Source organism: Luteibacter sp. dw_328 (assembly GCF_018449605.1).
In the GTDB taxonomy this organism is placed as follows: domain Bacteria; phylum Pseudomonadota; class Gammaproteobacteria; order Xanthomonadales; family Rhodanobacteraceae; genus Luteibacter.
The window spans coordinates 360,267-384,190 of the sequence record NZ_JAAVUW010000004.1 but is presented as its reverse complement, the minus strand read 5'-3'; the positions used below and the strand labels follow the sequence as shown (position 1 = coordinate 384,190).

General features: G+C 65.3%; 26 protein-coding genes. All 26 read right to left on the bottom strand.

Annotation, left to right across the window (positions count from 1 at the left end):
* Position 1: 1 nt before the first annotated feature.
* The 26 genes from HB634_RS12100 to fliS all read right to left on the bottom strand — a co-directional run bounded on the left by HB634_RS12100 (position 2) and on the right by fliS (position 23,921).
* Positions 2–2,074: a chemotaxis protein CheA gene (locus HB634_RS12100; protein ID WP_213948736.1), complete on the bottom strand. Its 2,073-nt coding sequence runs from the start codon at positions 2,072–2,074 to the stop codon at positions 2–4.
* A gap of 7 nt (positions 2,075–2,081) precedes the next feature.
* Complete coding sequence (locus tag HB634_RS12095) at positions 2,082–2,726, bottom strand: protein phosphatase CheZ (RefSeq protein WP_213948735.1); 645 nt, start codon at positions 2,724–2,726, stop codon at positions 2,082–2,084.
* 10 nt (positions 2,727–2,736) lie between these two features.
* Positions 2,737–3,138, bottom strand: coding sequence for a chemotaxis response regulator CheY (cheY, locus tag HB634_RS12090; RefSeq protein WP_213948734.1), 402 nt, complete (start codon positions 3,136–3,138; stop codon positions 2,737–2,739).
* A 53-nt stretch (positions 3,139–3,191) separates the two neighbouring features.
* Entirely contained in the window at positions 3,192–3,923 is a 732-nt protein-coding gene (locus HB634_RS12085; protein ID WP_063573200.1) for an RNA polymerase sigma factor FliA, read from the bottom strand.
* Positions 3,920–4,795, bottom strand: a complete 876-nt coding sequence (locus HB634_RS12080; protein ID WP_063573201.1) for a MinD/ParA family protein — start codon at positions 4,793–4,795, stop codon at positions 3,920–3,922. Before HB634_RS12080 ends, HB634_RS12085 begins: the two co-directional genes overlap by 4 nt.
* Before the next feature lie 62 nt (positions 4,796–4,857).
* Positions 4,858–6,207 carry a flagellar biosynthesis protein FlhF gene (gene flhF, locus HB634_RS12075; RefSeq protein ID WP_213948733.1) on the bottom strand — a complete coding sequence of 450 codons (1,350 nt, stop codon included), beginning with the start codon at positions 6,205–6,207 and terminating at the stop codon, positions 4,858–4,860.
* Between the two features lie 18 nt (positions 6,208–6,225).
* On the bottom strand, positions 6,226–8,337 hold the full coding sequence (gene flhA, locus HB634_RS12070) for a flagellar biosynthesis protein FlhA (protein WP_213948732.1): 2,112 nt from the start codon (positions 8,335–8,337) through the stop codon (positions 6,226–6,228).
* 2 nt (positions 8,338–8,339) lie between these two features.
* Complete coding sequence (gene flhB / locus HB634_RS12065) at positions 8,340–9,482, bottom strand: flagellar biosynthesis protein FlhB (RefSeq protein ID WP_213948731.1); 1,143 nt, start codon at positions 9,480–9,482, stop codon at positions 8,340–8,342.
* Positions 9,479–10,255 (bottom strand): flagellar biosynthetic protein FliR, encoded by a 777-nt coding sequence (gene fliR, locus HB634_RS12060; RefSeq protein WP_213948730.1) that lies wholly within the window; start codon positions 10,253–10,255, stop codon positions 9,479–9,481. Before fliR ends, flhB begins: the two co-directional genes overlap by 4 nt.
* The gene (gene fliQ / locus HB634_RS12055) at positions 10,255–10,524 is read right to left on the bottom strand and encodes a flagellar biosynthesis protein FliQ (protein WP_063572301.1); all 270 of its coding nucleotides are present in this window, start codon (positions 10,522–10,524) and stop codon (positions 10,255–10,257) included. Before fliQ ends, fliR begins: the two co-directional genes overlap by 1 nt.
* The gene (gene fliP / locus HB634_RS12050) at positions 10,521–11,231 is read right to left on the bottom strand and encodes a flagellar type III secretion system pore protein FliP (RefSeq protein ID WP_063572305.1); all 711 of its coding nucleotides are present in this window, start codon (positions 11,229–11,231) and stop codon (positions 10,521–10,523) included. Before fliP ends, fliQ begins: the two co-directional genes overlap by 4 nt.
* A gap of 101 nt (positions 11,232–11,332) precedes the next feature.
* Positions 11,333–11,764, bottom strand: a complete 432-nt coding sequence (gene fliO, locus HB634_RS12045) for a flagellar biosynthetic protein FliO (protein WP_255548522.1) — start codon at positions 11,762–11,764, stop codon at positions 11,333–11,335.
* A gap of 5 nt (positions 11,765–11,769) precedes the next feature.
* Positions 11,770–12,045, bottom strand: coding sequence for a flagellar motor switch protein FliN (gene fliN / locus HB634_RS12040; RefSeq protein WP_197478325.1), 276 nt, complete (start codon positions 12,043–12,045; stop codon positions 11,770–11,772).
* A 310-nt stretch (positions 12,046–12,355) separates the two neighbouring features.
* Complete coding sequence (fliM, locus tag HB634_RS12035) at positions 12,356–13,387, bottom strand: flagellar motor switch protein FliM (RefSeq protein WP_082879106.1); 1,032 nt, start codon at positions 13,385–13,387, stop codon at positions 12,356–12,358.
* Positions 13,388–13,402: 15 nt separating this feature from the next.
* A complete protein-coding gene (locus tag HB634_RS12030; protein WP_063572300.1) occupies positions 13,403–13,900 on the bottom strand; it encodes a flagellar basal body-associated FliL family protein in 498 nt (165 codons plus the stop codon).
* Positions 13,901–14,098: 198 nt separating this feature from the next.
* On the bottom strand, positions 14,099–15,247 hold the full coding sequence (locus HB634_RS12025; protein WP_213948729.1) for a flagellar hook-length control protein FliK: 1,149 nt from the start codon (positions 15,245–15,247) through the stop codon (positions 14,099–14,101).
* Between the two features lie 49 nt (positions 15,248–15,296).
* Complete coding sequence (fliJ, locus tag HB634_RS12020; RefSeq protein ID WP_063572298.1) at positions 15,297–15,731, bottom strand: flagellar export protein FliJ; 435 nt, start codon at positions 15,729–15,731, stop codon at positions 15,297–15,299.
* A complete protein-coding gene (gene fliI / locus HB634_RS12015; RefSeq protein WP_213948728.1) occupies positions 15,731–17,092 on the bottom strand; it encodes a flagellar protein export ATPase FliI in 1,362 nt (453 codons plus the stop codon). The genes fliJ and fliI overlap by 1 nt, the downstream gene beginning before the upstream one ends.
* Positions 17,089–17,730, bottom strand: a complete 642-nt coding sequence (locus HB634_RS12010; RefSeq protein ID WP_213948727.1) for a FliH/SctL family protein — start codon at positions 17,728–17,730, stop codon at positions 17,089–17,091. Before HB634_RS12010 ends, fliI begins: the two co-directional genes overlap by 4 nt.
* Positions 17,730–18,743: a flagellar motor switch protein FliG gene (gene fliG, locus HB634_RS12005; protein WP_046966184.1), complete on the bottom strand. Its 1,014-nt coding sequence runs from the start codon at positions 18,741–18,743 to the stop codon at positions 17,730–17,732. Before fliG ends, HB634_RS12010 begins: the two co-directional genes overlap by 1 nt.
* On the bottom strand, positions 18,733–20,445 hold the full coding sequence (fliF, locus tag HB634_RS12000; RefSeq protein WP_213948726.1) for a flagellar basal-body MS-ring/collar protein FliF: 1,713 nt from the start codon (positions 20,443–20,445) through the stop codon (positions 18,733–18,735). Before fliF ends, fliG begins: the two co-directional genes overlap by 11 nt.
* A 36-nt stretch (positions 20,446–20,481) precedes the next feature.
* Complete coding sequence (gene fliE, locus HB634_RS11995) at positions 20,482–20,811, bottom strand: flagellar hook-basal body complex protein FliE (RefSeq protein ID WP_063571536.1); 330 nt, start codon at positions 20,809–20,811, stop codon at positions 20,482–20,484.
* An 82-nt stretch (positions 20,812–20,893) separates the two neighbouring features.
* A complete protein-coding gene (locus HB634_RS11990) occupies positions 20,894–22,315 on the bottom strand; it encodes a sigma 54-interacting transcriptional regulator (protein WP_213948725.1) in 1,422 nt (473 codons plus the stop codon).
* Between the two features lie 290 nt (positions 22,316–22,605).
* On the bottom strand, positions 22,606–23,181 hold the full coding sequence (locus tag HB634_RS11985) for a PilZ domain-containing protein (protein ID WP_063571534.1): 576 nt from the start codon (positions 23,179–23,181) through the stop codon (positions 22,606–22,608).
* A 30-nt stretch (positions 23,182–23,211) separates the two neighbouring features.
* A complete protein-coding gene (locus HB634_RS11980; RefSeq protein ID WP_082879000.1) occupies positions 23,212–23,508 on the bottom strand; it encodes a flagellar protein FliT in 297 nt (98 codons plus the stop codon).
* Entirely contained in the window at positions 23,505–23,921 is a 417-nt protein-coding gene (gene fliS, locus HB634_RS11975; protein ID WP_213948724.1) for a flagellar export chaperone FliS, read from the bottom strand. The genes HB634_RS11980 and fliS overlap by 4 nt, the downstream gene beginning before the upstream one ends.
* Positions 23,922–23,924 lie beyond the last annotated feature (3 nt).

Below are 23,924 nucleotides of genomic sequence, written 5' to 3'. Positions count from 1 at the left end.
GTCAGACAGCCATCCTTAGTGAAGGCAGCACCTGGCCAGCGTCGTCGGCGAGGCCGGCGAGGTCAAGCACGAGCGAGATGCGGCCATCGCCGGTAATCGTCGCGCCGGCGACGCCAGGAACGTCCTTGAGGAACGGACCGAGCGGCTTGGCCATGACATCTTCGCGGCCGAGCACTTCGTCGACCAGGCAGCCGAGCGTCTGGTGGCCGATCTGCACGACCACCACGTGACCGCCCTTCCCCGCCGCCCCGGCCCAGTTGCCGAGGTCGGCAAGCGGAAGAGCGCGCTGGCGATGCGCGGCGACGATGCGGCCATCCAGTTCCTGGATCTGGCCCGGCACGAGTTCGAACACTTCGGTGACATTGGACAGCGGCAGCGACAGGAGACGATTGCCGACGCGGACCATGAGCACGCGCATGATCGCCAGCGTGAGCGGCACCGAGAGACGCACCGTGCTGCCGTGGCCAACGCGTGAGTCGATCGACAACGTGCCGCCGAGTTCGACGATCTTGGTCTTGACCACGTCCATGCCAACGCCACGACCGGAGATGTCGGAGACTTCGGCGGCCGTGGAGAAACCGGGACGGAAGACGATGTCGAAGCACTCACGCTCGTCGAGACGTGCGGCCTGCTCTTCGTCCATCAGGCCTTTCTCGACGGCCTTCCGGCGCAGCATCTCGGGATCCATGCCCTTGCCGTCGTCGGTCACGGTGATGACGATGCGGTCGCCGAACTGACCGGCGGAAAGCCGCACGGTACCGGAGCGCGACTTGCCGGCGCGCTCCCGCACGTCGGGCATCTCGATGCCATGATCGACTGAGTTGCGTAGCAGGTGCACCAACGGGTCGGCGAGTGCTTCGACCACGGTGCGGTCGATATCAGTGTCTTCGCCCTCGGTGATCAGCTCGATGTCTTTGCCGAGCTGGCGTGCGAGATCGCGGATGATCCGTGGGAAACGCGAGAACAGCTTGCCCACCGGCTGCATGCGCATGCGTAACACGGCGTTCTGCAGGTCTTCGGCGACGCGCTCGAGTTCGCCGATGGCACGTTCCATCGGATCGTTGGTGCCGCGCGGGGCGAGATTGGTGAGGCGGTTGCGAACCAGGACCAGCTCGCCTGCGGCATCGACGAGGCTGTCGAGGCGGAAGGTGTCGACGCGAACCGTGGTGTCGGCGGTTGAGGAGGTGCGCTTTTCGGTCGCGGCTGCGGGTTTTGCTGCCGGAGCCGGTTTGGAGGTTTTTGTTTCGACGATGGGGGCGGTGGCGACGGGCGGTGTCGCGGCGGCTGGGATCGCCGATGAATCGGCTCCTACAGAAATCGCACCCGGTACCGCCGTGCCGTGGAGGCTGTCCAGCAGGGCTTCGAATTCGTCGTCGCTGATGGCGTTGGGGTCGGCGGCCGGCGCGACGGGCGTCGCCGCGGCTGGTATCGCCGCTGAAGCGGCTCCCACAGGGACAGCTTCGGCGCCGGGGGCGCCGGTGCCGTAGAGCGAATCCAGTAGTGCCTCGAACTCGTCGTCGTTGATCGTGCCCGAGGGCGCCGAGGTCGGTGCGCGATCGTTGCGCGCGGCGTCGAGCATCGCTTCGAATTCGTCTTCGATCGGATCGTAGGCACGCGGCGACGACGGTGCCGATACCGCGGGAGCGGATGTCGTCGCCGGCGACAAGGCCACCGGCGGCGCGGAACCGGTGCGACCCGGAATCAGCAGGCGATCGAGTACCGAGCGTGGTGCGGGCTCGGCGGGCACTCCCGCGTCGGCCGCACGCATCATGTCGTTGAGGAGGTCCAGCGACTCGAGCAACGCATCCATGAAACCGGGGTTCAACACCACCGCGCCATTACGGGCCTCGTTGAGGAGGTCCTCGGCGCGATGGCACAGCTCCACCATGGCATTGAGGCCAAGGAAGCCCGCACCGCCCTTCACGGTATGGAACGCGCGGAAGACCGCGTTCAGTAGCTCAGCGTCTCCCGGCGAGGCTTCGAGGTCCACGAGCTGTTCGCCCAGGCTCTCGAGCAGTTCGCGTGCTTCGATCAGGAAGACATTGAGCAGCTCGTTGTCCAGCTCCACGCTCATACGGCGCTCAGAACCCGAATTCGCTGAGCAGTCGATCCACTTCGTCCTGGCTGACCTTGTCCGCGGCCGGTGCGTGGCTGCCGCCCGCGAGTGAACCGGTGAGGCGCACCAGTTCGACCAGCGACGATTCCACCTTGGCCATGAACGCCTCGACCTGCGCGACGCGCTGACCGGAGAGATCCTGCCAGGACTGCGCTTCGACCATCTCGCCCAGGCCGATGTCGCAGCTCTGCGCGAAATCGCCGACGCGTACGGCAAGCGCCGTGGCGTTGGGTGCGAAGGACGGATCGGCGTGGTCCATGACCAGCACTTCGTCGGCCTGTTTGGCCAGCGCCTGTGCCTGCGGACGCAGTTTGTCGCTGAAGTCGAGCGTGCGGTGGGCAGCCTGGGAGCTCATTTCGAGCACGTCGCGCAGGTGTTTGCGCGCATCGCTCATGTTGCCCGGCACGCCATCGCTGGAGATGTCGGAGGCAAGGCGGCGGACCGACTCGTGGAGATCGCGCGCGAGATGGCCCAGGGCCAGGAACAGGTGTTGTTCGCGGCTGCGCAGCAGGCGGTCGAGCGCCTCTTCGAAGGCAACACTGTCATCGGCGTCGAGCAACTCGCGCAGCTCGGGAACGACCTCGTGGCCGGCGGTAAGCATGGTGTTCATTGTCATTCCCTTAGCCCGCAGCCGCGGCGAGTCGTTCGAAGATCTTGTCGAGCTTTTCCTTCAGCGTGACCGCCGTGAACGGCTTGACCACGTAGCCGTTCACGCCACTCTGCGCCGCGGCGATGATCTGGTCGCGATTGTTCTCGGCCGTCACCATCAGCACCGGCATCGACTTCAGCGCGGCATCCGCGCGGATAGCGCGAAGCAGCTCGATGCCCGTCATGTTAGGCATGTTCCAGTCGGTCACCACCAGGTCGAAGGGCTGGGCGCGCAGCATCATGAGCGCCGCGTTGCCGTCTTCAGCCTCCTGGATGAGGGTGTTCGTAAATCCCAGCTCGACCAGGAGGTTCCTGACGATGCGTCGCATGGTGGAAAAATCGTCCACCACGAGGATCTTCATGTTCTTGTCCAAAACTCGTCTCCGCCTGACTGCGCGTTCTTACCGGCGACGGCACCGTAATGCCGTCAATGCTTTTCTTTCCAACCCGTCATGCGTGCGCGGAGGCGGATCAGGGCCTGGCCATGGATCTGGCACACCCGCGATTCGCTCACACCCAGCACCGCACCGATTTCCTTCAGGTTGAGCTCTTCATCGTAGTACAGCGACATCACCAGCTTCTCGCGCTCGGGCAGGCCATCGATGGACTGCGCCAGCGCATCGCGCAAGCCGTCCTGCTCGAAGATCCCTTCCGGACCCGCCGCGTCGGGGTCCGCGACATCGATCGCCGCGCCTTCGTCGCCTTCCGGCGCCGTAAGGCTGAGCAACCGCGCGCTCGCCGCGTCGGCCAGAATCTGGTTGTACTCCATGGCGTCGATACCAAGCCGCTTCATGACCTCGGCGTCTTCGGCATCCCCACCCGTTTCGTTCTCGATCTGCCTCGTTACTTCAGCCACTTCGCGCAACTTTCGATGCACGGAGCGCGGGGTCCAGTCCGTCTTGCGCAGTTCGTCCAGCATCGCGCCACGTATGCGGATACCCGCATAGGTCTCGAAACTGGCCGCGCGAGTCGGCGAGTAATTTCTTGCTGCCTCGAGCAGTCCGATCATTCCGGCCTGCATGAGGTCGTTCGCATCCACGCTTGGCGGCAGCCGGCCCATCAGGTGATAGGCGATCCGGCGCACCAGCGGCGCGTGGGTTCGTACCAGTTGATCCGCCGGGATTCGCGTGACTTCAAGGTATTCGGTCGCAACGCTCACAGTGGCAGCCCTCCTCCCAGATGAGACCGCTCGGCAAAAAAGCCGATGCGACCCTGAGCACGGGGTTCGGGTTCACCCCATGTATCGACCGACCTGGCCAAATTCTTGAATCCGACGGCAGATCGGCTGCTCGGCCAGACGTCGACCACGGCCGACTGGCGGCGGATAGCCTGACGCAGGTACTCGTCGTGCGGGACCATCCCCATGAAATCCAAGGAAACATCCAGGAACCGGTTGGCCACCCGGGACAGTTTCTCGAACAACTGGCGGCCTTCCTGGGCGTGGCGGACCATGTTGGCGACGATGCGGAAGCGGTTCACGCCGAACTCGCGGCTCATGACCTTGATCAGGGCATAGGCGTCGGTGAGTGAAGCCGGCTCGTCGCACACCACCACCACCACCTCGTCGGAAGCGGCGGCAAACATGGACACGCTGTCCGAGATGCCGGCGGCGGTATCGACGATCAGGTACTCGGGGGCGGTCGGGTATTCGTCGAACGCGCGGATCACGGCGGCGTGCTCGATGTTCGGCAGCTGGGCCATGCGGCGCGCCCCGGACGTGGCCGGAATCACCTTCAGGCCATGCGGCGCCTGGAGGATCAGGTCCTCGATGCGGCACTCGCCCTCGAGCATGTGCCCGAGGTGGCGCGTCGGCTGAAGACCCAGCAGCACGTCGATGTTGGCCATGGCGAGGTCGGCGTCGAGCAGGACGACATCGCGTCCGCCCATCGCCAGTGCCATGCCGAGATTGACCGCCACGGTGGTCTTGCCGACACCGCCCTTGCCGCCAGCAATAGCGATGCTGCGCGTGGGGCGACGGTCGTCAAGCCAGTTGAGGCCGGCGGCCTGGGTGCTATCGACGTGTGTGGTCATGAAGGAATTCACTGCCGTGAAAGAGTGTGCGGTTGCGGTAGTCACGTTTTGCGGGTCCCCGATCAGGCGTGCGCGGGCGCCGCGATGCCGAATCGATCGGCAAGTATGGCGTCGTCGGGCTCCTCGTTGCGCTGCTTGAGCAACTGGGCTGCCAGGCAGACCAGCTTGCGCGCATCGGCGGAGGCGATGTCTTCGGGCACGCGCTGCCCGTCGGTGGTGTAGTCCAGCGGCATAGCGTGGCGAATGAGTGCTGACAGGGCGCCACCGATCAGCGGTGCCTCGTCGAGCTTGGTAAGGATGGCCGTCTGCGGCGACAGCGGCGCGTAGGAGCGGATCGCGTTGTCGATCGCCTGGGCCTGTGCATTGGCGGCGAGCACCAGGCAGACGCGGAGGTTCGAGGTAGCGCGCAGCGTATCGAACTGCTGCTGCAGCTTGGGATCGTTACCGGCCATGCCGGCGGTGTCGACCAGGACCGTGTGCTTGCTGCGTAGCTGGAGGAGCACGTTGCGCAGGCTGTCGGCGTCGTGTGCGTTATACACGCGCACGCCGAGCAGGCGGCCGTAGTGCTCCAGCTGCGCACCGGCACCGATACGGTACTGGTCGGCGCTGATCAGGGCGACATTGGAGGCGCCATGACGAAGCACGGCGCGGGCAGCAAGCTTGGCAATGGTGGTCGTCTTGCCAACGCCGGTGGTGCCGACCAGCGCGGTGATGCCGCCGCCGACCGTGTCGAAATTACGCCCGCTGGTGCGGATGTTGCGCGAGAGGATGCCCAGCGGCAGGTAGCGAGCCTGCTCGGAGGTCATGTCGGCGGGCAACTCGGCGCACAGCGCGCGTGCCACGTCGCCGTCGATACCCAGGCGGGTCATCTCACGAAGGACGCGGGCGCGCAGCGGCTGCTCGCGGTCCATCTGGTTCCAGGCCAGCGTGGAGAGCTGCACTTCCAGCATCTCGCGCAGGTTGTTGATCTCGGCGCGCACGCCATTCACGGCGGAGTCGCTGTTCGGGCTTACCGTCGCGGCGCGAACCACGTCGGCCACGCTGGAGGCGAGGGCCGCGCTGGACTGGCGCTGCGGCGCGTTGGGGTTCGTGCCGACCTTGGTCGCGCGCTCGACGGCAGCAGCCGTGGCGGCGCGGGCCTGGTCGATGCGTGCGGCGCGGTCGCTGTCGCGTGTGGCGCGGATCGGCGCCAGCGCAGCGGCATGCTTGGCTGCGGTCTCTTCCGCGGTCGGCGGCTCGAAGGCGAAGCCCGCTTCGCGGACCAGCGCTTCGTCGTAGTCGAGCGCAGCGATGATCTCGATACCGTCGTCCATCCGACGCGTGGACAGGATCACGGCGTCCGGGCCCTGCTCATCCCGAACCTGGCGCATGGCCTGGCGCATATCGGCAGCAACGAATCGTTTGATTTTCATGCGTTAGATCCTCTCGTCCTATCGTCCGAGGGCCGTCACCAGCTTGACGCGGCGGTTGTCCGGAACCTCGTTATAGGCAAGTACATGCAGGTTTTGGGCCACATGCCGAGTGAAGCGTGAAAGCCACGGACGAAGTGCTGGCGAGACCAGCAGGACGGCCGGTTCACCGGCCGCTTCCTGACGTCGCGCCGCCTCGGCCACGTTCTGCTGCAAGCGGTCGGCGAGACCCGGCTCGATGGCCGCGCCCGCGGGACCGCCGCCCTGTAGGGACTGTAGAAGAATCTGCTCCAGTTCCGGCGCCAAAGTAATGACGGGGACCTCAGTTCCGAGGCCCGCGATCTCCTGCACGATCTGTCGGCCAAGCGTGACGCGGACGCTGGCGGCAAGGACGCCGGGATCCTGACTCTGACCGGCATGCTCGGCGAGCGACTCGACGATGCCGCGGAAGTTGCGGATGGGCACGCGCTCGGCGAGCAGGTTCTGTAGCACCTTGACCACGGCGCCAAGCGACAGGCGCTTGGGCACGAGGTCTTCGACCAGCTTCGGCGTCTGCTGCGCAAGGCGGTCGAGCAGCTGCTGCACGTCCTGATGGCCGATGAGTTCGTGGGCGTGGTTCTGCAAAATGTGCGAGAGATGCGTGGCGATCACGGTGGCCGGATCGACCACCGTATAGCCCAGCGTCTGAGCATGTTCGCGCAGGCCCGGCTCGATCCATACGGCATCGAGCCCGAAGGCCGGGTCCCGCGTGGCGATACCGTTGATCGTGCCGTGCACGCGGCCCGGATCGATCGCCAGCATGCGCTCGGTGTGGATTTCGGCCTCGCCCATCGGCACGCCCATCAGCGAGATGCGATAACCGTGCGGCGAGAGGTCGAGGTTGTCGCGAATGTGCACGGACGGCACCAGGAAGCCCAGCTCCTGTGAGAGCTTGCGGCGCACCGACTTGATCCGCGCCATCAGTTCGCCACCCTGCGCCTTGTCGACCAGCGGGATCAGGCGATAACCGACTTCCAGGCCGATGGTGTCCACCTGGGCGACGTCTTCCCACGAGAGCTCGAGGCGCTCGCCCGGGGGTGTCGACTCCAGCGCGAGTTCGGTACCCGGTGCAGGGGCGGCGCCCAGCGTGCCGCCGTCGGCGAGACGGTCCTTGTTCTGCTGGAGCTTCCACGCGCCGAAGCCGGCGGCGGCCGCGAGCAACAGGAACGGCAGGTTCGGCATGCCCGGCACGAGGCCCATCGCGCCAAGTACGGCAGCGGCGACGCCCAGCGCCTTCGGCTGGCCGAACAGCTGCCCCATGACGTGCTTGCCCATTTCCTGGGACTTGGACACGCGGGTGACGATGACCGCCGTGGCGATTGAGAGCATCAGGCCCGGCACCTGCGCGACCAGGCCGTCGCCGATGGTCAGCAGTGTGTAGGTGCGCGCGGCCTCCGAAGCGGACAGGCCGTGCTGCAGCATGCCGATGAAGAAGCCGCCGATGATGTTGATGGCGAGAATGAGCATGCCGGCCGTGGCGTCGCCGCGGACGAACTTGGACGCACCATCCATCGAGCCGTAGAAGTCCGCTTCCTCGCGCACTTCCTGGCGGCGCTCGCGCGCCTGTTCCTGGGTGAGCAGGCCGGCATTGAGGTCGGCGTCGATCGCCATCTGCTTGCCGGGCATGGCGTCGAGGGTGAAGCGTGCCGTGACCTCGGAAACGCGCGTGGCGCCCTTGGTCACGACCACGAAGTTGATGATGGTGAGGATGGCGAACACCACGAAACCGACAGCGAAGTTGCCGCCGATGACGAACTCGCCGAAGGCCTCGATCACCTTGCCGGCAGCGCCCGGGCCGTTATGGCCGTGCAGCAGCACCACGCGCGTGGAGGCGATGTTCAACGCCAGGCGCAGCAAGGTGGCGAACAGCACCACGGTCGGGAACGAGGCCAGCTCCAGCGGCCGCATCACGTACATGGTGGCCAGCAGGATCACCAGCGACAACGCAATGTTGAAGGTGAACAGCAGGTCCAGCATGAAGGGCGGCAGCGGCAGCATGAGCATGCCGAGCATGACCAGCATGACCACGGGCGCGGCGATGCCCCGCCGGCCGATCTGCCGGAACGTGCCCATGAGCGTGGTCGTAGCTGCCATCGTCACTTATCCATACGGTAGGGGCCGAGCAGTTCAGGATCGATGTCCTGCTCGGGCAGATCGGGCGGGAGATCGCCGACGGCGATAGCCTGCTTCAGGCGGAACACATAGGCCAGGATCTGGGCCACGGCGACGTACAGTGCCGAGGGGATCTCGCGACCGACTTCCGTCGTTGCATACAAGGCGCGTGCCAACGGCGCCGCTTCGACGACAGGAATCTTCGCCGCGCCCGCCACATCGCGGATTTGCTGGGCCAGGACGTCCACACCCTTTGCTACGACTCGCGGCGCGCCCATTTTCACTTCGTCGTACTTGAGGGCGACGGCGAAGTGGGTCGGGTTGACCACGATCACATCCGCCGTAGGAACGTCTTCCATCATGCGTCGACGCGACATCTGCAGCTGCATCTGACGGATTTTCGACTTCAGTTCCGGACTACCGTCGCTTTCCTTGTGCTCGTCCTTCACCTCCTGCTTGGTCATGCGCATCTTCTTGGTGAAGCTGAAGGCCTGCCAGGGTGCATCGACCAGGGCGATCAGCCCCAGCGCGCAGGCGAAGATCAGCGACGCATGACCGAGCACGCCAAAGGTATGGGCAATGCCCTCCTTCACCGGACCGCTACCCACCGAGTACATCTCTTGCGTGGTGCGGTTGAGGAACCAGACCAGCGCGCCGCCGATCAGGATCAGCTTCAGCAGCGACTTGCCCAGTTCGACCAGGCCGTTCATCGACACGAGGCGGCTGAACCCCTTGATCGGGTCCAGGCGGTCGAACTTCGGTACCAGGGCTTCGAAGGAGAAGTTCAGGCCGCCCATGAGCGTAGGTGCGGCGATGGCAGCGACCGCGGTGACGGTGAACACGGGGCCGAGCAGCTTCAGGCCCTCGCCGGCCGCGGTCATCAGCGCGCGGGTGATGCCGTTGGCGGCGAACAGGTCGTCGCGGCCGTAACGCAGGCCGACGTGCATGATGTTGGCCGCGTGCACGGCCATCTGGTCGCGCGAGGCGATCATCGAGGTCACGCCCGCCAGGACCACCACGGCGGTGGAAAGGTCGCGCGAGCGCGGCAGGTCGCCCTTCTCGCGCGCTTCGCGAAGTCGTTTGTCACTAGGTGATTCGGTTTTATCTTCCTGGTCGGACTCACTCACGGCGAGGACCTCCCGACCAGTCCACGCATGGCTTCCCAGGCATCCGTCTGCAGTGAATCCCAGGCACTCGGCAGGCCGCGAAGCGCAAGCCATACGGCGATGATGCCGAGGCAGATGGTGATCGGGAACCCGACCGCGAAGAGGTTCATCGACGGCGCCGAACGGCTGATCGCACCGAAGCCGAGGTTGACCACGAGCACGGCGGTGAGCGCCGGCAACGCGACGCGCACGGCGCCGGCGAACAGGTGGCTGGCGAACTCCAGAATGCCCCAGAGGCCCTCGGCACCGATGCCGTGGTCGCTGACCGGCATCGTCCGGAAACTGTCGGCAAGCAGGCTGATCAGTTGAAGGTGGCCGTTCATCACCAGGAACAGCAGGGTCACGATCATCGTGTAGAACTGGCTGAGCACCGGCGTGGAGCCACCGACACCGGGGTTGACCACTTCAGCGAAGCCCAGGCTCATGGCCTGCGAAACGAACTGGCCGCCAAACGCCACCGCCTCGAACACGATCTTGAGGATGAAGCCGAGCCCCGCGCCGATCAGCACCTGCTGGGCCAGGGTCGCGACGCCTTGCGCGGAGAGCGGGTGGATGGCCAACGGCGCCAGCGGCGCCAGAGTCACGGTCAGCAGGATCGCAAGGCCCATCTTGATGCGCACGGGAATCGTGGTCGCCCCCAGCACCGGCGCGACGAGTAGCAGGCCGGAAATGCGGGCCATCGCCCAGCACGCCGCGCCCACCCACCCTTCGAGCTGGTTCAGGTCGATCGGCATTAACGCACCGCCTGGGGCAGGCTTTCGATAAGGGTGCGGGTGAAGGTCACCAGGGTGCGCAGCATCCAGGGGCCGGTGATGATCATCACAAGCGCCATGGAAATTAGCTTCGGAATGAAGCTGAGGGTCTGTTCGTTGATCTGCGTGGCGGCCTGCACCATGCCGATGATCAGGCCGACCGCCAGCGCGGTGAGCAGCAGCGGCGCACCGACCAGCATGGCGATGTGCAGCGCCTGCTGGCCAAAGGCGATAACGGATTCCGGCGTCACTGGTAGAAGCTCCCCGCCAACGTGCCCAGCAGCAGTGTCCAGCCATCGACCAGGACGAACAGCATGATCTTGAACGGCAACGAGATGATCATCGGCGAGACCATCATCATGCCCATCGACATCAGGACGCTGGCCACGACCAGGTCGATGATCAGGAAGGGAATGAACAGCAGGAAGCCCATCTGGAAGGCGGTCTTCAGCTCACTGGTGACGAAGGCGGGCAACGCCACGCGGTAAGGCACCGAGTCCTTGTCCGCATAGGGCTGCTCGCCCGCGAGCTTGGTGAACAGCTGGAGGTCGGGCTCGCGTGTCTGGTCGAGCATGAAGTGGCGGAAGGGCGCGGCGGCCAGCGGCACGGCGTCCTGCACGGTCATCTGGCCGTCCATGTATGGCTTGATACCGGCGTTGTAAGCCTTGTCGATCACCGGCGACATCACGAACAGCGTCAGGAACAGCGACAGGCCGACGATCACCTGGTTCGGCGGCGTGCTGTTGGTGCCGAGCGCCTGACGCAGGAAGCCGAGCACGATGACGATGCGAGTGAACGAGGTCATCATCAGCAGGATCGCCGGGAGGACCGTCAGCGCCGTCATCAGCGCCAGCATCTGGATCGACAGCGACCAGTTCTGGCTACCGTTGGCGCCCGGCTGCACGTTCAGCAGCTGAATGCCCGGCGGAGCAATCGGGTCCGCGGCGAACGCGGCCATCGGTGCGAGCAGCAAGACGACGAAAACAAGCAACGACCAGCAACGTACTTTGGGGGACGGCTCTTTGTGGGAGCGGGCTTTGCCCGCGATAGCCGCCGCGATCACGGGCGCTTCCACTGGTTGAGCACATCACGGAAGCCACGAATCGTCGGCGCGGCAGCCGCCGGTGTAGCGTCGTCCGCGACCGGCGTGGTCAGCACGTGCAGCGTACGCAGGCCACCGGTGGGCGAGGCGCCAACCAGGATCTGCGTGCCGCCGACTTCGAGCAACATGACTTTTTCCTTGATGCCGACCGGCATCGATTCGATGACGCGGATCTTCCGACCGCCCGGACGCACGCGCACCTGGGCGCGGCGGCTGAGCCAGCCCACGAAGAAAATGAGCGCGATGACGCCGAGCAGGCTGATCAACACGCGAATCAGTTCCGCACCCGAATCCACCGCCGCCGGAGCGACGACCGGAGCAGCCACCGGGGCCGCCATCAGAGCGCAGGAAAGGAAGCCACCGGCGAGGGCGGCGACGGTACGGCGCATGGCAATCACCGCAGCTTGCGGACGCGCTCGGCCGGACTGATCACGTCGGTCAGCCGGATACCGAATTTCTCGTTGATGACGACCACTTCGCCATGGGCGACCAGCGTGCCGTTGACGAACACATCCAGCGGTTCGCCGGCGGCACGGTCGAGCTCGACCACCGAGCCCTGGTTGAGCTGGAGCAGATTCCGGATGCTGATCTTGGTACGGCCGACTTCCATCGCCATCGTGACCGGCACGTCCAGGATGACGTCGAGGTTGACCTCGGCGCCCAGGCCCATGGACTTGTGCAGGCTGGCTTCGTTGGCGCCTTCGATCTCTTCGAGCGTGGTGGGTTCGTTCATGTCCGTTCCGGTGATCGCGCTGCTTGGGTATGTACCCATAGAAGCAAACGGCGTGCCATGGCTTCGGCAGCGAGGGAACGGTGAATTTTTTGTGTTTTTTCAGGTGTTTGGCGGGTCGCCGCGGATGACCCGCGCTGACCGGAAACCGACACTAGACGGAAAGCTGACGCGTGACGGCAGTTGCGTGCGGTGACGGTCAGTTGACGTCAGGCTTGGGGTGCGCTGGCAAGCACCCATCGCTCTTGCCTCAGGCCGACTCAGTCAACTCAGGCATCGGCGCCGTCGTCGTCACCGGCATGGCCTTACCCTCGCCCCGCTTGCGCATCAGCGAATCGAACTGGATCGCTTTGTTGCCGTTGGAGTTGGCCATGCGACCGCGGAAGATCGGCACGTCCTCGGCGAAGACCGTGGCGCACTCGGGCAGGGTGATCGGAATCACATCGCCCTTGCGCAGATGGAGGAAGTCGCCGATGGTCAGCCGCGCCTCGGCCAGCATGGAGGTGACCTCCACTTCGGCGTCGAGGATTTCTTCGTGCAGGTTCTGGATCCAGCGCTCGTCGCGCTCCGCACGGTCGCTCTGCACGCCGGCGTCGAGCAACTCACGGATCGGCTCGACCATCGAATACGGCAGCGTCAGGTGCACTTCGCCGCCACCGCCGTCGAGCTCGATATGGAAGCGCGATACCACCACGGTCTCCGTGGGGCTGACGATGTTGGCGAACTGCGGGTTGATCTCGGAATTGAGGAACTCGAACTGCATCTTGAGCACGGGTGCCCAGGCCTCGGCCATGGCCGTAAAGGCCTCCTGCAGCACGATCTGGATCACGCGGTTCTCGGTCGGCGTGAAATCGCGACCTTCGATACGCGCGTGATAGCGGCCATCGCCGCCAAAGAAATTGTCGATGACGGTGAAGACCAGGCGCGGCTCGAAGACCATCAGCGCGGTACCGCGCAACGGTTTGATCCGGATCAGGTTGAGGTTGCTCGGCACGGCCAGCGAGTGCACGTACTCGTTGAACTTGGTCATCTTCACGCCAAGCACCGAGACTTCGCAGGACTTGCGCAACACGTTGAACAGGTTGGCGCGGAAGTAACGGGCGAAACGGTCGTTGACCATTTCCAGGGTCGGCAGGCGGCCACGTACGATACGGTCCTGCTGGGTAAAGTCGTAGTCCAGGATGCCACCGGGCGGCGGAAGCTCGATCTCGGTTTCGACCGCACCGCCTTCCACGCCGGCCAGGAGGGCGTCGATTTCTTCCTGGGTAAGGATGTCACTCATGGCCGAAGCGTCCCGTCACTGCATGATGAAGCTGGTGAAGTAGACCGCGTCCACGCCGGGACGGCCGATCTTCTCCTTGAGCACGCGCTGGATTTCGGCCAGCGCGGCGGCCTGTAGCTTCAGCTTACCCTTCACGTCGGACAGCGATTTCACGTCCTGTGCGGAGAAGAGCATCAGCAACGCGTTACGGATCTCGGGGTCGGCTTCCTTGGCGGCAGCGATGGCTTCGGGATCGTGCGACATGACGTTCACACCGACCTGCAGGAAACGCAGGGCGGTCTCGTCCTGGAAATTAACCACGAAGGCCGGGTCCAGCTGCAGATAAACGGCGGGTTTTGACTTGGCGATCTCCGTCGCATCAGCCGCGCCCGCTTTGCCATGGCCGCCCTTCATCATGAAGAAACCACCTGCGCCACCGGCGGCAAGCACCACCAGCGCGGCGACGAGAATGACCCCGCCCTTACCCTTTTTCTTGGGAGCGCCTTCGGCGGGATCTTTAGGTGCTGCGGCCATGCGTGAAACCTCTGGAATGCGAATACGTAAGCGGTCGTGCCCGTCGGGCTTGCGGGTATTGTTGCAAGCGACGTGCCATCTGCGTCACCCGTGGCCCGGATGGAGATATGGCGCTGTGACGCGGTTCTCGCTGCCCTTAGGCGCCGGCGAGTGAGGCGAAAATTTTGACGCCCGCCGAAATCACGTCACCGACGCGTGTTACGCCACCTCATCGACCAGGCTGCGCGAGACGCGCGAGGTCCCGACCACGCCCGTCGCTGCCGCGCCTTCGTCCGTAGCACCACCCTGCCCGTCCGGCGATTCGCCCTGGGCGGGGTTCTGACCCGGATCGCGCTGACCGACATTGGCCTCACCAAGTGACAACCCGTGATGCGCGAGCATCGTGTCCAGTTGCGACAACGTCTGCTGCACGGCATGCACCGCAGCGGGATGTTGAGCGAGGATGGCCACGTTGACTTTGCCGCCATCCATGGTCACGTGCACGTCCATGCTGCCGAGTTCTTCAGGGTGGAGCTTGATGCGTGCCGACTTGATGTCGCCCGAACCCATCCACGCAATCTGCTCACCCAGTTCCTGGCTGAACTGCGGCGATGTCGCCGCCTGCGTCGCCTGCACCTGCATGGCAGGGGCCGCCACGCCATTCATGGCGGGAGCGTGCATGAGCGGCATCGGGCTCACGCTCGTGGGATCGGTCGCCGACACATCGTCCTTGGTCGACGCAAGGTCGCTGCCCTGGGCAGCCAGCAGGCTCGCGAAGGGCGATGCGGTGACGGTCGCGACGGGCGACGGCGCCGCCGCCATCGCGTCGGTGATCGGGTCGCCGGTGACGGCGCCCTTCGCGCCGACGGTGGCACCGGTCGCCACCGCGGCGGTGCCGGGAGTGCCTCCCAGGCCGGTGAGCGCACCGAGCGCGTCGCCGAGCTTGCCGGCTGCCGCCGTGGCCGTGCCCAGGGCCTTCGTGGCGATATCGGTGACCTTGGGCGGCACGCCAATCAGCGCGAGCACGCTCGTCGCCAAGGAGGTATCGCTGTCTGTCGAATCATCTTTCTTCGTCGTGTCGTCGTCCGGCTTCTTGTCGGCCGACTGGGCCGAGGCCGTCTTGTCCGTGCTCGTGTCTTTGGCCGACGATGCCGTCGTGGAGGTCGTCGTGCTCTTGTCCGACGGCTGGTCCCTGGTCTTGCGCGCATCGGCATGCGCCGCGTCCATCGCCGCGTCGAAGCGCTTGTTCGAGGCCGTGTCGTCGTTCGTCTTGCCGGTTACCGGGGACGCGGCGGCCGCGCCCGTCGTGGGCGACGGGGCGGGAGTGACCGGGCGTGCAACGTTGAGGGCGATCGTGGCGTTGTTCATGCGGAGTACTCGATGTGATCGTTCGGGAGGCTGCCGACGCTGGAAAGCGTCATGCCTCGCCCCGGGGATTTCGGCGGTATTGCGAGCGTTCGTCGGCCTGCGATTGCTCGCGGCGATCTTCCGATTTGCGTTCTTGTTCGCGGTACTTCGTCGTGACGGAGTCCAGCGCCTTCGCGCGGCCACGCGCGTCGGTCCAGAGCAGACGCGCGTGCTCCAGTGCCTGCTCCCGACGCTGCACCTCGCCAAGTTGCTGCACGATGGCCATGTCGATCTTCTGCAGGAACTGCTGCCGGTTGAGCAACGCGGTGATGCCGATGCCGTCCGGCATCTCGGCGTACTCGTTGCGGTATTTGCGCAACTCAACAAGTTGGTGCTCGGCATCGGCCAACGCACGCTGCTGCGTGGCAAGCACGCGTACGGCGTCCTCGGCCTTCTCTTCGGCCAGATCGACGACAGGTTGCAGGCGGTCGGCGCGGGAGGGCATCAGTTGGTCTTCGTCGTGTCAGCGAGGCCGGATTCGGCATCGGCGAGGTTCACCGGCTCGTCGGTTTCCTGCTGGAGGAAGGCCGACAGGCGCGGATAAAGCGCGATCGCTTCGTCCGTTCGTGGATCACTGCCCTTCTGGTAGGCGCCCACGGCAATCAGGTCGCGCTGCTGCCGATACGCCGAATAGACCTGCCGGAAGCGCTGCGCGGAACGCATGTGGTCCTTGCTGACCACGGCCGGCATGACGCGGCTGATCGACGCTTCAATGTCGATCGCCGGGTAGTGGCCGGCCTCGGCCAGATCGCGAGAGAGCACGATATGACCATCAAGAATGGCGCGGGCCGCATCCGCGATCGGATCATGACGATAGTCGTCACCCTCGGTGAGGACCGTGTAGAACGCCGTAATGGAGCCACGACCCTCGGCGTCGTTGCCGGCTCGCTCGACGAGCGCGGGCAGCATGGCGAAGACCGACGGCGGGTAACCCTTGGTCGCCGGCGGCTCACCAATAGCGAGCGCAATTTCACGCTGCGCCTGGGCGTAACGGGTGAGCGAATCCATCAGCAGGAGCACACGCAGGCCCTGGTCACGAAAATGTTCCGCCACCGCCGTAGCGACCTGCGCACCACGCAGGCGACTGAGTGGCGGCGCATCGGCTGGCGCGGCGACGACCACCGCGCGGCGGCGACCCTCCTCACCGAGTGTGTGATCGACGAATTCCTTCACTTCGCGACCGCGCTCGCCGATAAGGCCGACCACGACCACGTCCGCATCGGTGAAGCGGGTCATCATGCCCATCAGCGTGGATTTACCGACGCCCGAGCCGGCGAACAGACCAATACGTTGACCGCGGCCGACGGTGAGCAGGGCGTTGATCGCCCGCACGCCCACATCGAGTGGCGTATCGATAGGCCGGCGCATCATCGGATTGATGGGATCGCGACGCAGCGGCGCACGCTCACGCGCCAGCAAGGGGCCCAGGCCATCCAGCGGCGCGCCGTCCGGACCGATGACGCGGCCCAGCAGCGAGTTGCCCACCGGCACACCGGAGATGGCAGCCACCGGCGTCACGCGCGCGTTGGGCAGCACGCCATGCATTTCACCCGTTGGCATAAGCAACAGACGACCGTCGGAGAAGCCGACCACCTCGGTTTCGAGTTGCCTGCCGTCGGCACCGGCGACCATGCAACGGGCGCCGACCGGCGCTTCGCAACCGACGGCTTCGAGTGTAAGCCCGACGACACGCCGCAGCTTCCCTTCCGCCTGCAGCGGACGCACACGCTCGGCGTTTGCACGCTGGGCGGCGAGGGACTCGCGCCAATGCGCGATGCGGGCGGCGGTGTGGCTCTCAGCCGTCACGACGGATCGACCTGGCCTTCGAGCACGCTGTCGATCACGGCGGCAAGGCGCGTGCGTACCCGAGCGTCGAGTCGCGACTGCTCGCTTTCCAGGCGCACGTCGCCACGCTCCAGCGCGGCATCGTCGACGATCGACCCTTCATGATCGAGACCAACCCGGTGTTCGCGAACCAACGTCGCATCGGCGGGATGGAGGTGAATCTTGAGGTGACGCGTCGCAGCGGGCAGCGCATCGACGGCCTGGCGGACAACGTCGAGGATCTTTTCCGGCTGCGTGGTGATTTCATAACCGAGGACGCGCTCGGCGATCACCGTTGCGAGGACCGCGAGGTCACCTGCGACCTCGTGATCGAGTTCGGCAAACGGGCGTTCAACGGCGGCAAAAAGTGCCTCCAGTCGCGCCACCTGCTCGGCGAGTTCTCGCTTGGCCATGGCGCGGCCCTCATTGAGGCCCGCATTGAAGCCTTCTTCGCGCGCCTGGCGCTCGATCGCTTCGATCTCGGCCACGGTCGGACGATGCGGACCTTCGTCCTCGACTTCCGGGCGGGCGACATGCGGATCCGGGCCACCCACGACCGGCAGCTCCCATCGCTCGAACTGGTCGACGCGTTCCCGGGCAAGGATCGAGGTGAGACTCATCAGACGAATTCTTCCCCGCCACCGGCGAGATTGATCTGGCCCGCGTCAGCGAGACGACGCGCCGTGGCCAGCACTTCTTTCTGTGCCGCATCCACCTCGGAGAGGCGAACGGGACCCTTGACCTCGAGGTCGTCGCGCAGCATGTCGGCGGCGCGCTTGGACATGTTGGCGAAGATTTTCTCTCGGATGGCCGTCTCCGCGCCCTTGAGGGCGGTGATGAGACGAGCCGACGGCACTTCGCGCAACAAGGTCTGCATGCTGCGATCATCAAGATCGGCAAGATCGTCGAAGACGAACATGAGCTCTTCGATACGCTCGCCAAGACCCGTATCGATACCGCGAATGGACGCCATCAGTTCGGCTTCGCGCGAGGTTTCCATCGCGTTGAGGATGTCTGCTGCCGCCTTGAGACCGCCGACACTGGCCGACTTGAGCTTGTTGGAGTTGCCCGAGAACTGACGCTCCATGATTTCATCGAGCTCGTTCAGGGCATGCGGCTGCACGCCATCCAGCGTGGCGATGCGCATGACCACATCGCTGCGCGTGCGCGCTGGCAGGTAACCGATCACTTCGGCGGCCTGGTCGGCTTCGAGATGAGCCATGACCAGCGCGATGATCTGCGGATGCTCCTGGCCGATCATCTCGGCAATGGCGCGACTCTCCATCCACTTCAGCGATTCCAGGCCCTTGCTGCTGCGGCCAAGGAGAATGCGGTCGATGAGGCCGCCCGCCTTGTTCTCGCCCAGCGCGTTGACCAGGATCCGGCGGATGTATTCCTCGGTTCCGACGCCGATCGAGGTGTGCTGGCCGACATCTTCCTGCAATTTGGTCAGGACGGTTTCGACCTGTTCCTTGGACACGTTTTTCAACGCGGCCATGGCCGTGCCGACGGCCTGCACGTCGCGTGCGCCAAGGTGTTTGAGGATCGAAGCGGCATCTTCCTCACCCAGGGTGAGCAGGAGGATCGCGGCCCGTTGCGCGCCCGTCAGGGCGTCTTTCGGTTCAAGCGCCATCGTCGGATACCCAGCTCTTCACGACCTGCGCGACCTGTTTAGGATTCTCGGCGGCCATGCGCTTGGCCAGGCTGACCTTCTGTTCGTAAGCCAGCAGCGCGGGCGAGCCCAACTGCGGTGACGTGCTTACCCGGTCCGGCGTCATGTCGTCATCGTCAACCATGACCGACACCGTCGGCATCGGCCCGGCGAGCGCTACGTTGTTCATCATCATCGGTGCCGGCTTGAGCAGCCCCTTGAGGATGGGACGCAGCACGAAGAAGCCGACCACGAGGGCGATCATCACGCCGAGGCCCTGCTTGATCAGGTCGAGCATGCCCGGGCGTTCCCAGAACGGCGTGGACTGCGGTTCGTCCTCGGCGGTGACGCCATGGAACGCTTCGTTGATCACACTGACACTGTCGCCGCGCGCGGCACTGAAGCCGACTGCGTTCTTGGTCAGTTCGGTCAGGCGGGCGATTTCTTCCGTCGTGAACGGCACGCTCTTGCTTTTGCCGTCCTTGTCCGGGACCTGTTTGTTGTCGACCACCACGGCGACCGACAGACGCGCGACCTTGCCGGCGGGATCGGTGACATGACTGACCGTGCGGTCGAGTTCGAAGTTGCGGGTGGCGCTCTGCGTCTGCTGTGTCGGCGTCTGCGCGGTCTGCGTGGCGGCATTCTGGCCCGGCTTGGCGCCAGCGGCGCCGCCAGCGGCGGGATTGGCCGCCGTCGCATTGGCACCGGTATTAGGCGGCTGGTTGCTGAGCGCGCCCGGGACACCACCGTTGTTCGCGGCATCCGTACGCGTTTCGCTGTTCGTCTGCTCGCTACGCAATGCCGGATTGTCGTGGTTGAACGTTTCGCTGGCCTTCTCGGTCTGCGAGAAGTCGAGGTCGGCGAAGACCTGTGCCCGTACCTTGCCAGCGCCGACAAGCGGGGTCAGCAGGTCTTCGACGCGTTGCGTGTAGGTTGCTTCGATCCGGTTGGACAGGCGCAGGCGGCTGTCGCCGATGGCCGAGGCGCTGTCCGGATCGCTCACGGTCAGCAGGTTGCCGCCCTGATCGATCACCGACACCTGACGCGTATCGAGATCCGGCACGCTGGCGGCGACCAGATGCACGATCGCAGCCACCTGACCCTGGTCGAGCTGACGGCCCGGATAGAGCGAAACGACGACCGAGGCGCTGGCCGGCTTGTTGTCGCGGACGAAGGCGGACGGCTTGGGCAGCGCGAGATGCACGCGTGCCGCGCGGATGGACTGCAGGCCTGCGATGGTGCTGGAGAGGTCGCTCTCGAGCATGGACTGGTAGCGCGAGCGCTCGGCCATGTCGCTCATGCCGAACGGGGAATCCGCCTGCGGCACGGCACTGGCACCACTGCCCTGCGGCAGACCCTGGCCGGCGAGCTTGAGGCGTACACCCGCCACGTCGGCGGCAGGCACGAAGATGGAGCTGCCGTCGGTGCTGAGCGTGTAAGGCGTGTTGCCCGCCTGCAGGGCCTGGGTCACCGCGGCGGCATCTTTCTGTTCCAGGCCGCCGTAGAGCAGGCCGTAGTTCGGGGCACGTGACCACATCACCGCGGCGATGCCGATGGCGACCGCGCCGGCAATACCGGCGAGCATGAAGATCTGCCGCGCCGCCGGCGTCTGCGCCAGCGACTTCAGCGAGTCCATGCGCTTGCCGTCGTTCTTGTCCGTGGTGGCTACGCCGTTATCTGCCATGGTTCGACTTCAGTCCTTTCGGGAGGCGCATGCCGCTTAGAGCGACATGTTCATGATTTCTTTGTAGGCATCGACCATCTTGTTGCGCACTTCATTCATCGCGCGGAACGAGAGGTCGGCTTTTTGACCCTGGATCATGACCTGCGCCAGATCGATGCCCGGATCGCCGCGTTCAAACCCTGCCGCCATCTGCTCGGCTTTGTCCTGACTCTTGGACACGCCATCGATGGACTGCTTGAGCAGGTCACCGAACGAGCTCTTTCCGGCGCCTGCCGCCTCGTCCACGCCACGAATGGCGGGCATCTCGCTCTGCGCGGTGATGCGGCGCATCTGGAGCAGGAGGCTGTTGACATCGATGGTGGTCATGACGGTTTTCCAACGCGTTATCGGCTTACTGACACTCGATGCACGAGCTATGCCAACCGAACGCGATGCACGCAGCGGGCGATCAGCCCACCTGCGCGGTCTCGGACAAACCGTACTTACGCAGCTTTTCGACGAGCGTCGTGCGCTGCACGCGAAGCAGCTTGGCCGCATGGGCGACCACGCCATTAGCCGAATTCAATGCCTGGCGGATCAGGCCGATCTCGATGCCGGCGAGGTGATCCTTGAGGTCGAGCCCACCCAGCGGGAGCACCGCCGGATCGCTTTCGCCGAAACCGAACGTCTCGGTGACCGGTTCCGGCTCGGCTTCCATCATGGCGATCAGCGCGGCGCCGGTGACTTCTTCCATCGGCTGTGCGCCGCGGTACTTTTCCGGCAGGTCCGCGGCGCGTACATCGCCGTGCGGCATGAGGATAGCCATGCGCTCGACCAGGTTCGACAGCTCACGCACATTGCCCGGCCAGGGGTGCTGGCACAGCGCATTCATGGCGCTCGGCGAGAAACGGACGGATGACAGGCCACGCTGCACCAGGCGCTGGTTGAACTCGGAGATCAGGGCCGGGAGGTCTTCCAGGCGCTGGCTCAGTGAAGGCATCTCGAGCGGAAACACGCTCAGGCGGTAGAAGAGGTCTTCGCGGAAGCCGCCACGCTCGATCGCGGTTTCCAGGTCACGATGGGTGGCCGCGATGATGCGGACGTCGCAGCGCTGGGCACGGTTGCCACCAACGCGCTCGAACACGCGCTCCTGCAGCACGCGAAGCAGCTTCACCTGCATGGGCAGGCTCATGTCGCCGATTTCGTCGAGGAACAGCGTGCCGCCCTCGGCCATCTCGAAACGACCCTTGCGGGTGCTGATGGCGCCGGTGAAGGCACCCTTTTCGTGACCGAACAGTTCGCTCTCGAGCAGTTCGGCGGGAATGGCGCCGCAGTTGATCGCGACGAAGGGCTTGTCGCGGCGCGGCGAGCAGTCGTGAATGGTGCGGGCGACCAGCTCTTTGCCGCTGCCGGACTCGCCGAGCACCAGGACGCTGGAATCGAAGGGTGCGACCTGGCGGATCAGCGCGTTGACGCGCTGCATCGGACCGGACTGGCCGACGAGACGACGGCTGGACGGGGTCGGCTCGACACGCGAATGCAGGGCGCGGAGGGCTTCGGAGAGGCGCTCGTAACGCAGCGGCACGTCGATCAGCTCGATGTTCTGGCTACGGGCGTCATCGCCGGCAATCAGGGGTGTGGCCATCGGCGAGTCGGCGGCCACCAGCAGCGGCAGGTTGCGCGCATGGCGGCCGAGGCTGGCCAGGTAACCTTCCAGTTCGCTCTCGTCTTCCACGGTACCGACGAAGGCACCGCGCCAGCTCTCGTTCGGGTCGAATGTCGACATGCGGTTCGCCAGCACCGGACGGTAGCCGAGGAAGGCGAGCGCCGAGACGATGTTCTCTGCGCGGGTAGCGTCGGATTCGATGACGAGAAAGTTGGAAGACTTCACCTGAAATACCTCACGTTGCGTGTGATCGAAGGGCCGGAGCAGGATTCGCGGTGGAATCCCGTCGGCTTCGTTGCAAGGTATCAATCAAGGAGCGTGCCAACGTCGGAAATCCGGCGCGACGCGGCAAGAACTCACGCTATGTCGCGGCGTCAGCCGCCGTGAAGAAAACCTTTTCGGCAGGTCAAGGGCATGTGAAGAGGCCGCACTGCGTCAAGGCTGACGACACGCGTCACGAATGTGACGCAGGGTGCCACGCGACGTTCAGACGTCACGTGACGCAAAATGTCACCTCACCCTTCCGAGGGTTCTTGCGGGCGGGAATGCGCCCGGGCCTCAGCCACCTGACGCCGGTGCTGGCGAAAAACCAGCCGCTCGATGCCGTCACGGACGGGCTCGGTAAGCCCCTCGAAGCCGAGGAAGCCCTTGCCATCCGTGGGCCCCGCGAGGCGGACGCCCGGCAACTCCAGCGGCAGCGCCCGGCAGGCGTCGAAGTGGATCTTCAGCAGCACAGGCTGGCCGACGGGCGGCAGGCCATCCCAGGGCAGGACAGCCCCGGACGCGTTGAAGCGAAGGGCGATGCGCGACGGCAAACCGGTTTGTGGCAGGAGCAACCGGTTGACGATTTCCATCAGTACGTTGAGCTTGGCGTCGAGACGGGCCACTTCCTGGGTCAGCGGGCTGTCGTCTTCGCTGGCCTCGCTGCGCCGGTCCATCAAGGCAGACACCGCGACGAGGACACTGGCATTCCGGTCATTGATCAGGGCCAGCGCCGCGGCCTCGGGCCGCGGGCCTGCCTCGCAGGTCGCGTGGAAGCGCCCGTCCCACGCGACGCGTTCGGAAAATGCCAGCCAGCCTTCGTCACTCATGCTTGGCGCCCCCTGCCAGAGGAATGTCGGTCAGAACGAACTATACGCGGCGACGGCCCGGCGCACGCGTCGGGAGGCATCCCACGCTGCAGCCGCCTCGTCGCGGGCGGCGGACACCAGGTCCTTGATCAGACCGTCGGTCAGCATGATCGCCTTGAGCGATTCGATGGATTCGGGGGTGTCGCGCATGCTGCCGCTGCGGATGACCGGCTCACGCTCGGCTTCCAGGGTGGCCAGCTCGTCCCACTGCCCTTCGCTCGCTGCCGCGTGCATCGACTCGGTGAGGCTAAGTACGCGGTCGAGATCGCACCAGACGGTGTCGTTCACGCGCCGGCCCCAGCCACCTGGCGCGCTTCGACCGGAATGGCTACCCAGCTGTCGCGGATCTGGCCAAGCAGGGTGCTGACTTCGTCCAGAGCGGTGATGTCGCTATGCACGTTGGCATGAAGCAGGCGGCGACTCATGTAGTCGTAGAGGCTGTCCAGCTGGTCGACCAGGGGTGTTTCGACGTTGTGGTTCAGGCCGCCCTGCAGGGCACCGACGATTTCGATGGCTTTGGAGATCGCCTCGCCCTTGCCAGCAACATTGCCGTTGACGGTGCAACCGCGTGCAAAACGAATGCGCTCGAGTGCACCGTCCATGAGCATGGTCACGAGGCCGTGCGGATCGGCGGTTTCGACGCCGCCGCCGGTACGGACCTGCTGATAGGCGCCAGCGCCTTGGGAATATCCGAGTGCCATAAG

Bases quoted from the DNA above. Each gene is read 5' to 3' on its own strand.
- HB634_RS12100 (WP_213948736.1), bottom strand. From the start codon at position 2,074: ATGAGCGTGGAGCTGGACAACGAGCTGCTCAATGTCTTCCTGATCGAA.
- HB634_RS12095 (WP_213948735.1), bottom strand. From the start codon at position 2,726: ATGAACACCATGCTTACCGCCGGCCACGAGGTCGTTCCCGAGCTGCGC.
- HB634_RS12080 (WP_063573201.1), bottom strand. From the start codon at position 4,795: ATGACCACACACGTCGATAGCACCCAGGCCGCCGGCCTCAACTGGCTT.
- flhF (WP_213948733.1), bottom strand. From the start codon at position 6,207: ATGAAAATCAAACGATTCGTTGCTGCCGATATGCGCCAGGCCATGCGC.
- flhA (WP_213948732.1), bottom strand. From the start codon at position 8,337: ATGGCAGCTACGACCACGCTCATGGGCACGTTCCGGCAGATCGGCCGG.
- fliR (WP_213948730.1), bottom strand. From the start codon at position 10,255: ATGCCGATCGACCTGAACCAGCTCGAAGGGTGGGTGGGCGCGGCGTGC.
- fliP (WP_063572305.1), bottom strand. From the start codon at position 11,231: ATGGCCGCGTTCGCCGCGGACCCGATTGCTCCGCCGGGCATTCAGCTG.
- fliO (WP_255548522.1), bottom strand. From the start codon at position 11,764: ATGCGCCGTACCGTCGCCGCCCTCGCCGGTGGCTTCCTTTCCTGCGCT.
- fliN (WP_197478325.1), bottom strand. From the start codon at position 12,045: ATGGGCCTGGGCGCCGAGGTCAACCTCGACGTCATCCTGGACGTGCCG.
- fliM (WP_082879106.1), bottom strand. From the start codon at position 13,387: ATGAGTGACATCCTTACCCAGGAAGAAATCGACGCCCTCCTGGCCGGC.
- HB634_RS12030 (WP_063572300.1), bottom strand. From the start codon at position 13,900: ATGGCCGCAGCACCTAAAGATCCCGCCGAAGGCGCTCCCAAGAAAAAG.
- HB634_RS12025 (WP_213948729.1), bottom strand. From the start codon at position 15,247: ATGAACAACGCCACGATCGCCCTCAACGTTGCACGCCCGGTCACTCCC.
- fliJ (WP_063572298.1), bottom strand. From the start codon at position 15,731: ATGCCCTCCCGCGCCGACCGCCTGCAACCTGTCGTCGATCTGGCCGAA.
- HB634_RS12010 (WP_213948727.1), bottom strand. From the start codon at position 17,730: ATGAGTCTCACCTCGATCCTTGCCCGGGAACGCGTCGACCAGTTCGAG.
- fliG (WP_046966184.1), bottom strand. From the start codon at position 18,743: ATGGCGCTTGAACCGAAAGACGCCCTGACGGGCGCGCAACGGGCCGCG.
- fliF (WP_213948726.1), bottom strand. From the start codon at position 20,445: ATGGCAGATAACGGCGTAGCCACCACGGACAAGAACGACGGCAAGCGC.
- fliE (WP_063571536.1), bottom strand. From the start codon at position 20,811: ATGACCACCATCGATGTCAACAGCCTCCTGCTCCAGATGCGCCGCATC.
- HB634_RS11985 (WP_063571534.1), bottom strand. From the start codon at position 23,181: ATGAGTGACGAAGGCTGGCTGGCATTTTCCGAACGCGTCGCGTGGGAC.
- fliS (WP_213948724.1), bottom strand. From the start codon at position 23,921: ATGGCACTCGGATATTCCCAAGGCGCTGGCGCCTATCAGCAGGTCCGT.